This is a genomic window from Mojavia sp., assembly GCF_059505145.1.
In genome coordinates, this window is sequence record NZ_JCACKA010000076.1 from 55,941 (window position 1) to 70,627 (window position 14,687).

Here is a 14,687-nt window from a genome sequence, read left to right on the forward strand (position 1 = left end):
AACAGCGCAATAATTATTTTTATTAGAAAGTTTCGCTTGAAAGGTGGAAGAGTTCATGTTTAGGTTGCAGTTGGGTTAAGTGAAGCAGCCATCTGGTCTTGGAGCTTGCTTTTAACTGTTTTAAACTCAGTAGCCATTTGCTTTTGCTGTTCATGGCTAAAGTTGTGACGGAGTTGAGGAAATATATCTTTCTCTTCTTGATTAATATGAGTTCGCACCGCAGTTCTTAGCTGCTCAACTTTTGCTTTGAACTCAGATGAGGAAGGGTTGAGAGGTTTAATTTCATCTAACATCTGTATCACTTCGTCGGTCTGAGCGTATATCTCCTGTGTGTGTTCGTAATATGGACGAACTGCTGGGTAAATTACTTCTTCTTCGGCCATCCCATGAACTTTTATATCTTTGTAGAGTTGCCCAAAATACTCTTGAATTTTTTGAGGATCGTCAGTACTGAAAATTTCTACAAACAAAGTATCGGACTTAGTATGATCCATGAGAAGCAAGTCACGGATGCTCATTTCGTCATCGGTACGTGTTACTACACTACCCACCACACCAGTTAAGGCTGCAACAGCATCTTGAACTCTTGCCCACAGCCCTTGCTTTGCCTCTTTTCCTGTTAGTTCACGAACACCCAAAATCTCTAGAATTCCTTTGAGCTGCTCTTGATGAGTGCGGTTTTCAAAGTTAACTGTATTTAAAGGAGTGATGGCAGCTTCAATATCAGCACCAACAACTTGGGCAGCTTTGTGGATTAGTAGTCCAGCCATCGTTTGTTTATGCTTGAGCAATTCATGCTCTCGTACTTTCTCAAACAAAGTTAGTTCGGAATCTTCCATGAGCTTTTGAACTTGCTCAATCATTTTCTGGGTTGTTTTGTTAGGTTCTCCTTTTACACCGTACTGAACAATTACAGTATCGATAACACCCAGGTTTTTTTGATCATCTTCGAGCATATCTTGTAGGCGATCGCAAATATCATCATCAGTGCAATCTTCGATGAATTGCTGCTCATTATTAATCAGCAGATTTTGGAGTAATTTCATATCTGCTAATTGTGCTGCAATTGCAAGGCGCTTGCTGTCATCAAGAGTTGAACTCATTTTTTCATCACCTCTGTTTCATTTTGAAGCTGATAGCTGATGCTTGAATTCTTGGAGTTAAATTTGAACCTAATTAACACCTGACTTTTCTCGTTAAGTCCGAAACCATCGAAATAGCAAGGGTTTCGCGCCCTAATATATATATTCTCAAAAAATGAAATTCAATGACAATCAATCACGAAAAAATAGGACTTTAAGATAAGGGCATAATAAGCGATTGCACGGAGCGCAGTACCAAAGGCGATCGCCCTGCCAAATAAAATAACGGGAAAAGTCAGGACATAAAAGCTCTCATGACTTAAGCTTTATTAATTCTGCTAGCCAATCACTAATACCTTATCTTTTCAAGGCAGGGCCAAACTCACTTTTATACCAAAGCTTTCAACGTAGATTCAAACCAATTTATAGTTTGATGTATTTTTATTTTGATTAATCCAATTAATATTTAGTAGTATTGTGAACAATACTACTCTATTTATCTAACTTTATTATCTATCTAAATAAATATTAAACTATTTATTGTACTATCTCTTAGGTATAATAATTTTCTTAATATATAAATATTAAAACTCGTTTTCAATAAGATAAGGCAGTTAAATATAAAAGACTATATCAAATGTCTAAAGCTTATTAAATACAGTTTATGTATTACATTAATTTGTTAGCTAATACCATCTTTATCACTTAATTACATATAATCGACCATTTTTAAGTATTAAAATAGTAAATATTTTAACTAGTATCAGCTTATTTTGTTACCTAGAACACATTAGCTTGTAATAATTATTTGACAAACCTCAGTAAATGAAGTAATTTCTTTTAATTCTGGCTTTTTGCGACTAAGTATTAGAGATTTCAACCTAGTGATATATATGTTATCTCCGCCTTAGGTAGGTTAAAAAAATTTTGATTATGCATAAAATTCTTCTATCAGAATTAACAAACCTCACGCGATCGCTTCTACTGATATCAATCCATGAAGCGCTCACTTTATTCTCAGCGTTTATCAAAAGAAAATGAATTTTTTAATTTTTTTGACATTGCTGAGTTCAATTATGTTTGTTGGTTGTCATAAAAACTGAATTTTGGAATTTTATTTATGTATGTAGCACTTTGGCCAGGGAATGTTTATCCTTTGGGCGCTAGTTGGGATGGAAAAGGAACAAACTTTGCCTTGTTTTCAGAGAATGCAACCGGTGTAGAGCTTTGTTTATTCGATGATGATAATGAAGAAATTCGCCTACCTTTGAAAGAAAAGACCAATTTTGTTTGGCATGGTTATGTCCCTGGAGTGGGGCCAGGAGATAGATATGGATTTAGAGTGCATGGTTCTTGGGCCCCAGAGGTGGGTCATCGTTTTAATCCCAATAAATTGTTGATTGACCCCTATGCCAAGGCAATTGATGGCGATATTATTCACGAGCCAGCTATTTTTGGCTACTCTTGGGATGCTCCTGAGCCAGACTTAGCCTTTTCTGATTTAGATAATGCCCACATCATGCCCAAGTGTGTTGTTGTCGATCAATCATTTGATTGGGGAGATGACAAACTACTCTATACACCGTGGCATAAAACCGTGATTTATGAAACTCATGTTAAGGGTCTGACCAAGCTACATCCAAAGGTTCCAGAACAATTGCGTGGTACTTATGCTGGACTGGCACATCCTGCCGTAATTTCCCACTTGCAAAAACTAGGAGTTACAGCCGTTGAGTTGATGCCTGTACATCACTTTTTAACCCATCCAGGGCATCTAATAGATAAAGGACTGAGGAATTATTGGGGCTACGATTCCGTTAATTATCTGGCTCCCCATGCCGCTTACAGTGCAAGTGGTAGTTTAGGGCAACAAGTTACCGAGTTTAAGCAGATGGTAAAGGATCTGCACTCTGCGGGGATTGAGGTGATTTTAGATGTGGTCTACAACCACACAGCTGAAGGGAATCACTTAGGGCCAACGCTGTCACTACGAGGGATTGATAATAGCGTGTATTACCGCTTAGTCAAAGATGACCCCCGTTACTACATGGATTTTACAGGTTGCGGTAATTCTTTGAATGTGAGCCATGCCCAAGTTCTGAAGTTAATCATGGATAGCCTGCGCTATTGGGTAACGGAAATGCACGTAGATGGTTTTCGCTTTGATTTGGCTTCAGCGTTGGCACGAGAATTATACGAGGTAGATAGCCTAGCAGCTTTCTTTGACATTATCCATCAAGACCCAGTTTTGGCAGATGTGAAGCTGATTGCTGAACCTTGGGACTTGGGGCCAGGTGGCTATCAGGTAGGTAACTTTCCCCTCCGTTGGACTGAGTGGAATGGTAGATATCGGGATACTGTACGGGATTTTTGGCGTAGTGCGGATCATAATTTGGGAAGTTTTGCTTACTGTTTCACCGGTAGTCCTGATTTGTATCAAGCAAACGGGCGCAGTCCGAATGCAAGTATTAATTTCATAACTGCCCACGATGGTTTTACACTCAATGATTTAGTCAGCTACAACGAAAAGCACAACGAAGCTAACGGCGAAGATAACCGGGATGGTAACAATCATAATAATTCCTGGAATTGTGGTGTAGAAGGAGAAACCGATGACCCAGAGGTATTACGCTTGCGGGAACGCCAGCGACGGAACTTTCTCACTACCCTAATGTTGTCTCAAGGTGTACCAATGCTGCTGGGTGGAGATGAATTTGGCAGTACTCAGAAGGGTAATAATAATGCCTACTGCCAAGACAATGAAATTTCCTGGCAAGACTGGGAGTTGGAAAAATCAAATAAAGATTTATTGGACTTTACACGAGAACTGATTTATTTGCGTCATCAGCATCCAGTATTTCGGCGGCGCAAGTGGTTTCAAGGTCGTCCCATTCATGGTGTTGGCATTAGTGATATCGGTTGGTTTAATGCCGATGGCAGTGAAATGAGTGAACGGCAATGGCTGGTGAGTTATGCCAAAGTATTAGAAATTTTCTTAAATGGTGAGGGAATTGCTACTCCTGGCCCACAGGGTGAGCGGATCATAGATGAAAGTTTTTTGCTATTTTTTAACGCTCATTATGAGCCAATTGAATTTGCTCTGCCTAGTACCCTTAAGAATAGAGCATGGCAAATAGTAATTGATACCAATGAACCTCGTTTCATTCAAGACAAGAAGTTTGTTTCAGGTTATCAAACTATACCCGCGGTTGGGCGATCGCTTATAGTTTTACGTAGCATCGGTTAGTGGAATCATAACTTAGAATTTAATATGAAAATTGGCACACGGGAGGGATAGCGTGTGCTTACCTGTAACCATAATGGCGCTTTCGATGTTGTAGAATTTTGGATTTAAAATCGTCTGATGTTGTAATTGCTAACACCGGAGATAGGTGCTAAGTACCTTGATGCAGTTAACCCGCAAATAGTTAGAATAGTTGGCTAATTGAGTGGCTACTGTAATATATCTCAAACTCAAGTTATGAAGTTTAATTAAAATATTTTAAAAATCATTAACTTACACATATTAACTAAATGAGCAAACACTAAGTTATAAAACATCTTTCTACAGAGTTAATTAGAGTATACGTTTTTAACTCTTTCGAGGTAATTATTTTGTTTATATTTTGACTTTTGATAGAAGTTATTGTTAAAAATATATTTTAAATTGTCTTTAATACTCTTTGCAAAAAAGTATTTTGAATTTAAGTTTTTTTCAATGCTAAATTACATCACTTTCTGCCTGATAGTTTTGTCACTATTAGGCTGGGCACTTTCTGAATGCTTGTTATTTTTGAGCTAAATAAGTGTTCTGATTTGGAAGTATTTTCAGTAATTAATCATTGCAACAAAAGGCTCAAGTCTTTTATTTGAAGAAAAACGGAGTTTTAGCCGATGAACGTAGAAGAACTGAGGCAACGATATGCCGCAGGGGAGAGAGACTTTAGCATTGCTGACCTCAGGGATGCAGTTTTGCAAGACATCAATCTCAGTGGTGCAATTCTTCATGGAGCAATGCTGGATCGAGCAAATTTGCAAAGAGCTAACCTTAATCGGGCTGACTTGAGCGGGGCCACGCTCAATGGTGCAAATTTAAAAGGGGCTAATTTAAGCGGAGCCGATTTGAGCGATGCAATTCTTGATAATGCAATATTAGAAGGTGCGTTTCTTAATGAAGCCGTTTTGAATCAGGCTGATCTCAAAGCTGCTAACTTGGAACAAGCGACTCTGACTGAGGCTGACATCCGTGAGGCTTCACTGAGTCAAGCTAATCTAGAAGCCGCAGATTTGAGTGGGGCAGATTTGGCATTTACGGACTTGTACCAAGCAAATCTGCATCAAGCAGCATTAGAAAAAGCCAATCTTAGCGGAGCTAACCTAAAAGATACTAATTTAGACGGTACTATTTTAGAAGGCGGCGACAGCAGTCTTGCAACCTGAGCATTAAACATTTGTAGCACAGTTGCACCCATCTCTATCCGCTGCTGTGCATTAAATAATTAATGTTCAAATATGTACTCTACTCAACAAGCGATTACACATAGGAAATCTGGGAGTTGCGTTTTGGCTTGGAGAAAGGGCTATGGCATCTTCAGAGCGAACACAGATGCAACAATTTCTCGTTGGGATGCTAATTTTGGGTTTAATTGGTTTGATTCCCGTACTGGGAGGATTGGTATTGTCAGTGGTAAATATTTTTGGTTTTGGTGCATTAATTGCGTGGCTGTGGTGTAAAAGGCGATCGCAAGCTGCGGCTTGACTTCTCCCGTTACATAACATGAAAGATTCTAAACAAAGCAAAAATTGGTACAGCCAAGTTGCAGATACTTATACTTTAGAACAAAGAAAAAACTGGTATAGCGAAGTTGCAAATGCCTACAATCGCTTAAGACCGCGTTATCCTCAAAAGTTAATTGGTCGTGCTGTGGAGTTAGCCCAACTTCCTGCGGATGCAATCATTTTGGAAGTGGGATGTGGCCCTGGGATTGCAACTACAGCATTTGCTGAACTAGGCTTTTCAATGATCTGCCTTGAACCAAGCCAAGAAGCTTGCCAACTTGCACGTAATAATTGTGCCCAGTATGCAAATGTAGAAATTAAGAATACCTTATTTGAAGAATGGGAGTTAGAGGCTGAGAGATTTAATGCTGTTCTTGCGGCAACGGCTTTTCATTGGGTTCCACCTGAAATTGGATATCCAAAAACTGCTGCTGCCTTGCAAGATAACGGTTCTCTAATTTTATTGTGGAACATGACACCTCAACCCCAGTATGAAGTTTATCAAGTTTTAAATGAGGTTTATCAAATTCATGCTCCGTCTGTTGCCCGATATGAAACAAGCGAAACTCAGGCAAAGATTCTTCAAGGGTTTGGACAAGCTGTCATTGATTCAGGTCTATTCAAAGGATTAGTTTCCGAACATTTAATGTGTAGCGTCACCTACCGCACCGATGATTATCTTTCGCTTTTAAGTACTTATTCGCCGTACCTAGCGCTAAACCCACAAAAGAGAAATTCTTTATTTGAAGATTTGAGGCAAGTGATAGAGAATAACTTTGCAGGAAGTATTCAGATTTCATACCTTTCAGCTTTTCACGTTGCTCAAAAAATCTAGTTTATACTAATTCCTAATTTGTAGTATCTGTAGCTATATTTTGCAAAATTGCTATTATACAAATTTGAAAATGATTGCTACTTTAGGAATTAGGATAAAAATGGAAAAAACAGCAAACCCAAGAGTCAAAATTTGCTGCATCAGTAGCTTAGAAGAAGCATGGACTGCAATTCGTTATGGTGCTTCTGCTCTTGGTTTAGTTTCTAATATGCCGAGTGGGCCTGGTGTCATCAGTGAAGATTTAATAGCAAAAATTGCTGCTTGTGTACCGCCCCCAATTGCTACCTTTTTACTTACTTCCAGCCAAGATGCTCAAGAGATTATCGAGCAGCACAGACGCTGCCGTACTAATACTATACAAATATGCGATCGCCTAGAATCAGGAAGCTATGAAGATATAAAATCTGCCTTGCCTGGAATTTCTATTGTCCAAGTAATCCACGTCACTACAGAAGAATCTTTACAAGAAGCAGTCAGAATTGCCCCCTATGTAAATGCTATTCTGCTTGACTCTGGCAATCAATCATTGCTGGTAAAAGAATTGGGAGGCACAGGACGTATACACGATTGGCGACTCAGTGCCAAAATCCGCGAGCAGTTGGATGTACCGATTTTCTTGGCAGGCGGACTAAATCCTGATAATGTGGCTATTGCCGTCAAGCAAGTCGCTCCTTTTGGGCTGGATTTGTGTAATGGGGTTCGTAGCAACGGCAAATTAGATGAAAGCAAACTTCAGCGCTTTTTCCAGCAGTTGAAAGATGATTGATATGTTGCAAAAATTTTTTGAATTATTACCATAACGCAAGTCATAAACAAGATGACATTTGCAACAAACATTTAAATATTTGTTGCTATCACTTTAATGCAACTAACTAACGTTAGCAACAAACACTTATACATTTACTACAAACACTTAAATAAAACCTATAGATAGACTAACGTTAACAACAAACATTTAAACATTTGTTGTAAACGCTTTAATGCAACTAACTAACAAACTAACGTTAGCAACAAATACTTATACATTTGTTGCTAACCCTTAAACAAAACTTATGAATGGACTAATCTTAGCAACAAACGCTTTAACAAAAGCTAAAAACGTTTGACCGAAACTTATAAACCAACTCATCAACTACTACCGCAACTAGTCTAAAATGCTGGTTTTATGCAACCATAAATTATTCGTAAAAAATAGTAGTTGTAGGATGGGCAGTACCCACCAACAAAAATTGCTATAAAGCAACTGGTGCAAAATGTAAGTACTACAAACTTTTTAATAAGGATACTGTAGATGGTTGCCCAAATTCAAGAATTAGATGCCCAACAATGGGTAAAAACTCGTTCTTCTCTAGATCATAGCCAATCGACCTTCCTCATCTGGACAGGTAAAATTTACGCATTTATGCCTGGGGAGAAGAGAAAACTTCTGTTTAAAATAGTGGGGATGAGCGTTAGTAGATGTATTCCTAAAGAAGCGGGAATCTGGGATTTTACTTCCAGGGAACTGACTTACTATCTTGACCCACAAACAGATGAGATTTTGCCTAAATGGGAGAATCCTTGGACAGAAGAGACAGTACCAGTGATGCATGTGGCTAATAATCCTGTGCAGGGTGAATTTAAAGGCAAATTTCCTGCACAAGTAGAAGGCGACAGTACAACTTTCGTTTTTGACATTTTTCCTACTTACCCCAATCCCCTAGCAGCAGACTCGAAATTTACTGAATATAGCCCACATCAAATTTATCAGGCAGCGGAATTATTTAAACTAACCGTGCCAACCGCAGACTTATTCAACTCAGAACTTTCTTCAGTTACGCAACTTAAACTGAGTTGGGATCGAATTGGTCAGTGGCTACCCTGGATGAAAATGGGCGATCGCCCCGGTCATTTGATCTATAGTGCTTATGGAAGTAAAGTCGGTGGCTTTTTAGAGTTACCTCAGTTGTTGCAAAATGAAATTAATACTCGCGTTCCTTTATATAAAAATGCCCCGAAATCATTGCTTGATGTCGAAGATATGACCTCTTGGTTATACTTTCAACAAAATTTTGATGCTTATTTGGCTGGCGAAACCTTTCCGCTACCAGCAGCAGAAGAATTGTAAAGTGTGATTTGAGAAGCAAACTTAGCCGATGCGTTACTCTGGGAGGTAGCGCATAACCGCTGTCTATACCGCTTTTCATCAGAGAATTGCAGACGGCTCCTACCAAAGATTAATATTTTTGGAGCAGGTATGGTAATTGAATAGTCACTTCTGTTTCTTTATTTAAGTGCGAAACGACTTTAATATCTCCTTGATGTTTTTGGATAATTTGATAGGAAATAGTTAAACCTAAACCGATACCTTTGCCAACAGATTTAGTAGTGAAGAATGGATCGAATATTTTCAATAGATTTGTATTATCTATACCTATACCGTTGGTCTTTGCAGAAATTTGAGTTTATTAAACTTTCTCATCCACAATTGCCTTTGAAAAATTATTTTTGATTGTTAATACGCTTGATTATTGATAAATTGTGTTTCAATTTGATGAGCAGCTATAGGAGGAGAAAACAAGTATCCTTGACCAAATTCACATCCGAGTTCTTGCAACCATTGAAGTTGCTGTTGTGTTTCGATACCTTCTGCCACAACTGCTAATCCGAGTTGATTACTGAGTGTAATTATAGTTTTGACAACTTGATAGTTCCGGCTTCCTTCTTGCATTTGATTGATAAATGAACGGTCAATTTTTAAGGTGTCAGCAGGTAATCGATGAAGATAATTAAGCGATGAATATCCAGTACCAAAATCATCAATGCTAATTTGAATGCCTAGTGTTTTTAACTGCTTTAATATGATGAGGGTTTCAGTGATATTATCAATAAGCATACTTTCGGTAATTTCTAAAGTTAGGCAGTGACCATCTAAACCAGTCTGATTCAGAATGCGTTCTACATCTTTAACTAAAGTGGCTTTACGCAAATCTTGAACCGAGAGATTAACACTAACCTTTAACGGAAATTGGCTAGATAATTGAGTTTGCCAAATAGCAAGTTGCTGACAAGCAGTGTAGAGTATCCAGCTATCTAGAGTAACTATCAGTCCTGTTTCTTCAGCTATGGAAATAAATTCTCCAGGAGGAACGAATCCCCGAATCGGGTGTTGCCAGCGCACCAGTGCCTCAAACCCAATCAAATGCTTACTATTGATATCAAAAATAGGCTGATAGTAGACGATAAATTCCTGTCGTTCTAGAGCCTTACGCAGGTCATTCTCTAAATTAAGTCGGATGAGTGCTTGAGTGTGCATCTGGGCATCAAATATTTTATAGCAGCTTTTCCCTTGAGCCTTTGCTTGATACATTGCAATATCTGAATCTCGAAGCAAATCGGAGGCTTGATGATAGTTTTCTTTTCCTAAAACAATACCGATGCTTGTGGTAATAAAGACTTCATATCCGTTAAGCATTAATGGAGCTTGAAACTCTGCTAATATCCGCTCGGCAACCACAACTGCTTCTTGAATACCTTGCAGGTTTTCCAGCAAAATAACAAATTCATCACCTCCAAAGCGAGCCGCTAGGTCTATTGGTCGAATGTTGGATTTTAACTTTTGACCAATGATAGTTAGTAGTTGATCTCCGGCTAAGTGTCCTAAGCTATCATTGATGATTTTGAAGCGATCCATATCAAGATACAAAACTACAAATTGATAAGTTTCAATTTGCTTGGCTCGGTTAATAGCTAATTCCAGCCGTTCCATAAAAAAATTACGGTTGGGTAAGCCAGTTAGAGCATCATGCAGTGCGTTATAAATTAGTTGTTCTTCTGCTTGTTTGCGATCGCTAATATCAGTGATTGTACCTACATAGCCTGTGATTTGCCCTGCTAAATCGTACTCTGCAACAGCTTGTCCAAATACCCAAGTTACTGTGCCATTAGGCTGTTTAAATCGGTACTCTAGTTGGAACGGACGAGTCTCCAAAGCAGCAGAATACCACTCAGTTGAAACTTTTTCTCGGTCATCGGGGTGAAGTGCTTTAACCCATCCTGTTTCGGCGGCTTCTTCAGAAGTTATCCCGGTGATATTGCACCAGCGTTCATTAACGTAAATACAGTTTCCTTGAGCATCGGTTCGGAAAATGCCAACTGGAGCTGCGGCTGCCAAAGAAGCATACCGTTGTTCGCTTTGTCGTAAATGTGCTTCTGTTCGTTGTCGTTCTGCTAGTTCTGTTTGCAGTTGCTGGTAAGCAGTAGCTTGGTGGATGGCGATCGCTAGCTGAGTCGAAAGCTGTTGCATTAGAGAGATTTCTTCAGCTAGCCACTGTCGAGGAGTTTGGCTCTCAACAACGTTCAGCAGTCCCCACAGATTGTCACCTTCAATAATTGGAACCAAAATTTTTGCTCGAATTTGCAATGTTTCTAGTTGCTGGCGGTGGCAATCACTCATCTGTGTGGTGTAGATATCACAGACAACTCGTGCTCGTTCTATGCGATAGCTTACTGTCCAATTAGGCGCATAACAAGAATCGTAAACTTGTTTACCCAGGTAAGAAACATAACCATTAGCTACAGATTCTGCAACCCCAACTATGCTCCAGTCGGGTTGGAACTGCCAGATTGTAGCGCGATCGCAGTCTAAGAGCGATCGCACTTGTTGAACTGTTGTGTCGAGGATATCCTGTAGGTTGAGCGAAGAACGGATTTGAGTAGCAATGGTTGTAATTAATTGCTCCCGCTCTGCTTTTGTCTTGAGTATAGCTGTACGCTCAAGGACTTGCTGCTCTAATTCGGCGTTGCGATTTTGCAGCAGTTCTAGTTTCTCCGCCTCTAACCGAGAAACTTGATGTTCTAATACTTCAACTAAGTAAGTTAACTCCAGTGGGTTGAGTACTTTAAGAATACTGGTCTGAGTAACAATCCCTAACAACTCTCCTTGGGTTCCAACTACCACTATTCGCTTGACTAAATATTGCTGCATTATTTGTTGCACAATCCACAGAGAATCCCCAGGGCTGGCTGAGAAAACCGGTGTACTCATGACAACCTGCGCTTGCAGATGTTCAAAATCGAGTTCCAATGCTTGAAACTGTACAATGTCTCGCTCTGTGACAATGCCAATCGGTATTTGTAGAGTTTGTCCTTGTGGTTCGTGAACTCGTTCTTCCACAAGGACAACCGAACTTACCTGATGTTCTGCCATCAGACGAGTGATAGCTAGCATAGAAATATTGGGAGCAGCAGAAATCACTTGAGGAGTCATCACGTCTGTTACAAGGCGTAGTTGCAGCAAGTCTATTGGACGTGACAATTGTTGCAAGCTCTCATGAGTCAGTAGCCCCACAATTTGGTTTTGCTCATTAAGCAGAGGTAAGTGGCGAATGTGATACTGCTGGAGGAAATTGACGGCAAAGAAGAGATTGGTAAATGCAGATTGTTGCAAGCTAATAACTGGATGTGTCATCACCTCAGCGATTGCTAAATTCTCTAGCAATCGCTTCTGATAACTGAGGCGAACCACGTCTCGTTCTGTAAAAATGCCTAATAACTGATTGTTTTCAACTATCAACACACAACTCGAACGAGCCTCAAGGTGCAGGGCTGCAATTTCGCTATCTGCCTGTTTTGAAGATGAACACATAGCACGAATACCACTCATCAGGGCGATCGCTGCCATCACAGATGTATTTGGCGAAACTATCAGCGGGTTGCGAACAATTGCTGACTCCAGTTCAGCTTCTGTCAAAGCAGTGGAAGGTATTAACATTCGCGCAATGGTATTTAAAATTTCTTAAACTGTCACTTTTATAATGCCCATTGCACTACAGTACTTAACACCGTAAATTTGCCAAGCTTTTAATTTAGAGAATATAAAGCAATACGGCTGAGTTAGTGGTATTCGGTTTTGGAAGATCCCCCCAACCACCCTTTTCTAAGGGGAGCTTAATTTCCTCCTTTTTGGAGGGTTAGGGAGGATCAATTATTATCTGAACCGTATTGAAATATAAAGAAGCAAGCTGTCAATTTTGTACTAACTCCAAGAATGATAGAATGTACTTTCTTTCCAAAAAGGAGCAGTGCGTTGTTCAATTGCTGCTAAGTCTTGATTAGTTAGAGGTTGATAGGAAATTGCTGCCTGAACATTTTCTTCTAGCTGTTGCAAGCTATCAACAGAAATTATGCAACAATGAACTCCTGGCTGAGACAGGCTGTATCCTAAAGCTTGCTGGATATTTTTTAATCCACCTGCTTGAAATAACTTCCCATAAGCAGGAACTTTCATCGCAATTACACCTAAGTTTTTTTGCTGTGCTAATGGCAAAACTGTAGGAATAAATGAGTTTGAATGATGTTTTTCAACTGCATTGACAGGAATTAAAGTTGTGTGGAATTGAAAGCGACGTAATCCTTCAACTATTACCTGTGGATCGCGGTGTCCGGTAATACCAACAAACCGCACAATTTTTTGCTGCATCGCTTCTTCTAAAGCTTTGATAGCGCCAGATGCACTAAATATAGTGTCAAGTTCTTGAGAATAAGAGACGTGATGCAACTGCCATAAATCGAGATAATCAGTATTGAGACGTTTTAGCGAACTCTCTAATTCTCGCCATGCTCCATCGCGGTCTCTTTTATCTGTTTTACTGGCTAAAAACACTTTTGCACGATGACTTGGCAGCACTTTTCCTAAATGAATTTCACTTGCTCCGTAGCTGCGGGCTGTATCAAAGTAACGAATACCAAGTGCGATCGCTCTTTCAATAATCGCCAATGCTTCATCTTCTTTATCCGGTTTATCAAGCGGCGTGTTTGTACTTGCGCCTCCCAAGCCAAAGATGGGCACTTTTACTCCGGTGTTTCCCAGGACTCTTTCTGGCATTGTTGCTGATGGTGTCGCAGTGTTAGAACTATTGCTAGATAAAGCATCAGCTCTAACAATGCCGCTAGCTACAGCAACGCTAGTAAGCAAGAAATTCCGCCGTGTTTTTCTTCTTATCATGAGTTTATTAAAGAAAAAATTGGGTTCAAAATTCTTATGCCTATGGGAATACTCCAAAAACTATTTTGATAAGAACTGGATCAAAATCACTACCAAGATACCCAGAAGCAAATATAGCGGTTCTCATTTGGATGCAACACGTGATAGAGGCACAACATTGTTCATTGGTATCCACTTAAAATGAAATCGGCGGTTAGAAACCGCAACTACATAGAACGGACTTTGTTTGTCTAACCGCTAATTCTGTTTGCTTAAGTTGACACAGTTTAAAATTTCCGCATATTTCTACTAATCGGGTCAAAACCTCTAGGAAATCGGGTGCTTTCATCATAGTAAGCTCCACTTAAATCCGCTGCATACATCTTGGCATAGTTAAGTTTTGCGCCTCGGAGATTTGCTTCGTTCAGCTTCACACCGCTCAAATTTGCTCTGGTTAAATTCGCTTTGGCTAGATTAGTTCTACTTAAGTCTGCTCCCCAAAGTTTGGCTTTGGCTAAGTTAGCTTCACTCAAGTCCGAACCCCATAAATTAACTCCAGGTAAGTAGGCTGCAATCAGTCTGGCTCTACTTAAGTTCGCTGCGGGAAAATATCTCTCGCCTACAGCATAACGCCGCCTCAGTTCTTCCGCGTCCATAGTTCATTAACCTTGTTCAGTAAGCAAGAAGTTATTTCTTCCCATTCCTGGTTTAGTTGTCCTGTAAACTCTGGCTGACTACTACGCCGATACCAATAACGAGCATTACTCAAGTCGCCTTCTTTGCGATGTAAATAAGCATGAACCCAAGCACTGTCAGCATCGCTAGCATTTTGCACTATTTCATGAGCTTTGTGCCAATCACCTTGCTTGTCATAAAACAAGGCTTGCAGTGCTTTTGGTAAAGTTTCAGGACATAAACGCTGTGTTTCGACCAACTTTTGGAATTCGGTTAAAATCATTATCCCTACTCCAACAGTATCAATGCTCTATTTCCAAGATACTGCGTAGGATACTGTTGAGCGATGTCT

Annotated in this window: 12 protein-coding genes; 6 read left to right on the plus strand and 6 right to left on the minus strand. The window is 39.7% G+C overall.

From position 1 onward, the window contains the following. Nucleotides 1-59: 59 nt before the first annotated feature. Nucleotides 60-1,103 carry a hemerythrin domain-containing protein gene (locus AC5JL8_RS21990; protein WP_495881814.1) on the minus strand — a complete coding sequence of 348 codons (1,044 nt, stop codon included), beginning with the start codon at nucleotides 1,101-1,103 and terminating at the stop codon, nucleotides 60-62. Between the two features lie 1,099 nt (nucleotides 1,104-2,202). Between AC5JL8_RS21990 and glgX the strand changes: the two genes are divergently transcribed. The 6 genes from glgX (at nucleotide 2,203) to AC5JL8_RS22020 (ending at nucleotide 8,803) form a co-directional block, all read left to right on the plus strand. Further along, complete coding sequence (gene glgX, locus AC5JL8_RS21995) at nucleotides 2,203-4,329, plus strand: glycogen debranching protein GlgX (protein ID WP_495881815.1); 2,127 nt, start codon at nucleotides 2,203-2,205, stop codon at nucleotides 4,327-4,329. 647 nt (nucleotides 4,330-4,976) lie between these two features. After that, complete coding sequence (locus AC5JL8_RS22000) at nucleotides 4,977-5,522, plus strand: pentapeptide repeat-containing protein (protein WP_495881816.1); 546 nt, start codon at nucleotides 4,977-4,979, stop codon at nucleotides 5,520-5,522. 109 nt (nucleotides 5,523-5,631) lie between these two features. Next, complete coding sequence (locus AC5JL8_RS22005; protein ID WP_495881845.1) at nucleotides 5,632-5,841, plus strand: DUF8173 domain-containing protein; 210 nt, start codon at nucleotides 5,632-5,634, stop codon at nucleotides 5,839-5,841. 18 nt (nucleotides 5,842-5,859) lie between these two features. Next, entirely contained in the window at nucleotides 5,860-6,696 is an 837-nt protein-coding gene (locus tag AC5JL8_RS22010; protein ID WP_495881817.1) for a class I SAM-dependent methyltransferase, read from the plus strand. 100 nt (nucleotides 6,697-6,796) lie between these two features. Next, nucleotides 6,797-7,462, plus strand: a complete 666-nt coding sequence (locus tag AC5JL8_RS22015) for a phosphoribosylanthranilate isomerase (RefSeq protein ID WP_495881818.1) — start codon at nucleotides 6,797-6,799, stop codon at nucleotides 7,460-7,462. A gap of 525 nt (nucleotides 7,463-7,987) precedes the next feature. Further along, nucleotides 7,988-8,803, plus strand: a complete 816-nt coding sequence (locus AC5JL8_RS22020; RefSeq protein ID WP_495881819.1) for a DUF1838 domain-containing protein — start codon at nucleotides 7,988-7,990, stop codon at nucleotides 8,801-8,803. Nucleotides 8,804-8,912: 109 nt separating this feature from the next. Here the strand turns inward: AC5JL8_RS22020 and AC5JL8_RS22025 are convergent, their stop codons facing one another. The 5 genes from AC5JL8_RS22025 to AC5JL8_RS22045 form a co-directional block, all read right to left on the minus strand. After that, nucleotides 8,913-9,134 carry a sensor histidine kinase gene (locus tag AC5JL8_RS22025; protein ID WP_495881846.1) on the minus strand — a complete coding sequence of 74 codons (222 nt, stop codon included), beginning with the start codon at nucleotides 9,132-9,134 and terminating at the stop codon, nucleotides 8,913-8,915. A 56-nt stretch (nucleotides 9,135-9,190) separates the two neighbouring features. Further along, entirely contained in the window at nucleotides 9,191-12,448 is a 3,258-nt protein-coding gene (locus AC5JL8_RS22030; RefSeq protein ID WP_495881820.1) for an EAL domain-containing protein, read from the minus strand. A 264-nt stretch (nucleotides 12,449-12,712) separates the two neighbouring features. Further along, complete coding sequence (locus AC5JL8_RS22035; RefSeq protein WP_495881821.1) at nucleotides 12,713-13,681, minus strand: aldo/keto reductase; 969 nt, start codon at nucleotides 13,679-13,681, stop codon at nucleotides 12,713-12,715. A gap of 266 nt (nucleotides 13,682-13,947) precedes the next feature. Beyond that, nucleotides 13,948-14,316, minus strand: coding sequence for a pentapeptide repeat-containing protein (locus tag AC5JL8_RS22040; protein WP_495881822.1), 369 nt, complete (start codon nucleotides 14,314-14,316; stop codon nucleotides 13,948-13,950). Further along, entirely contained in the window at nucleotides 14,298-14,618 is a 321-nt protein-coding gene (locus AC5JL8_RS22045) for a hypothetical protein (RefSeq protein ID WP_495881823.1), read from the minus strand. The genes AC5JL8_RS22040 and AC5JL8_RS22045 overlap by 19 nt, the downstream gene beginning before the upstream one ends. Nucleotides 14,619-14,687: the final 69 nt, after the last annotated feature.

Bases quoted from the DNA above. Each gene is read 5' to 3' on its own strand.
- AC5JL8_RS21990 (WP_495881814.1), bottom strand. From the start codon at position 1,103: ATGAGTTCAACTCTTGATGACAGCAAGCGCCTTGCAATTGCAGCACAA.
- glgX (WP_495881815.1), top strand. From the start codon at position 2,203: ATGTATGTAGCACTTTGGCCAGGGAATGTTTATCCTTTGGGCGCTAGT.
- AC5JL8_RS22000 (WP_495881816.1), top strand. From the start codon at position 4,977: ATGAACGTAGAAGAACTGAGGCAACGATATGCCGCAGGGGAGAGAGAC.
- AC5JL8_RS22010 (WP_495881817.1), top strand. From the start codon at position 5,860: ATGAAAGATTCTAAACAAAGCAAAAATTGGTACAGCCAAGTTGCAGAT.
- AC5JL8_RS22015 (WP_495881818.1), top strand. From the start codon at position 6,797: ATGGAAAAAACAGCAAACCCAAGAGTCAAAATTTGCTGCATCAGTAGC.
- AC5JL8_RS22020 (WP_495881819.1), top strand. From the start codon at position 7,988: ATGGTTGCCCAAATTCAAGAATTAGATGCCCAACAATGGGTAAAAACT.
- AC5JL8_RS22030 (WP_495881820.1), bottom strand. From the start codon at position 12,448: ATGTTAATACCTTCCACTGCTTTGACAGAAGCTGAACTGGAGTCAGCA.
- AC5JL8_RS22035 (WP_495881821.1), bottom strand. From the start codon at position 13,681: ATGATAAGAAGAAAAACACGGCGGAATTTCTTGCTTACTAGCGTTGCT.
- AC5JL8_RS22040 (WP_495881822.1), bottom strand. From the start codon at position 14,316: ATGGACGCGGAAGAACTGAGGCGGCGTTATGCTGTAGGCGAGAGATAT.
- AC5JL8_RS22045 (WP_495881823.1), bottom strand. From the start codon at position 14,618: ATGATTTTAACCGAATTCCAAAAGTTGGTCGAAACACAGCGTTTATGT.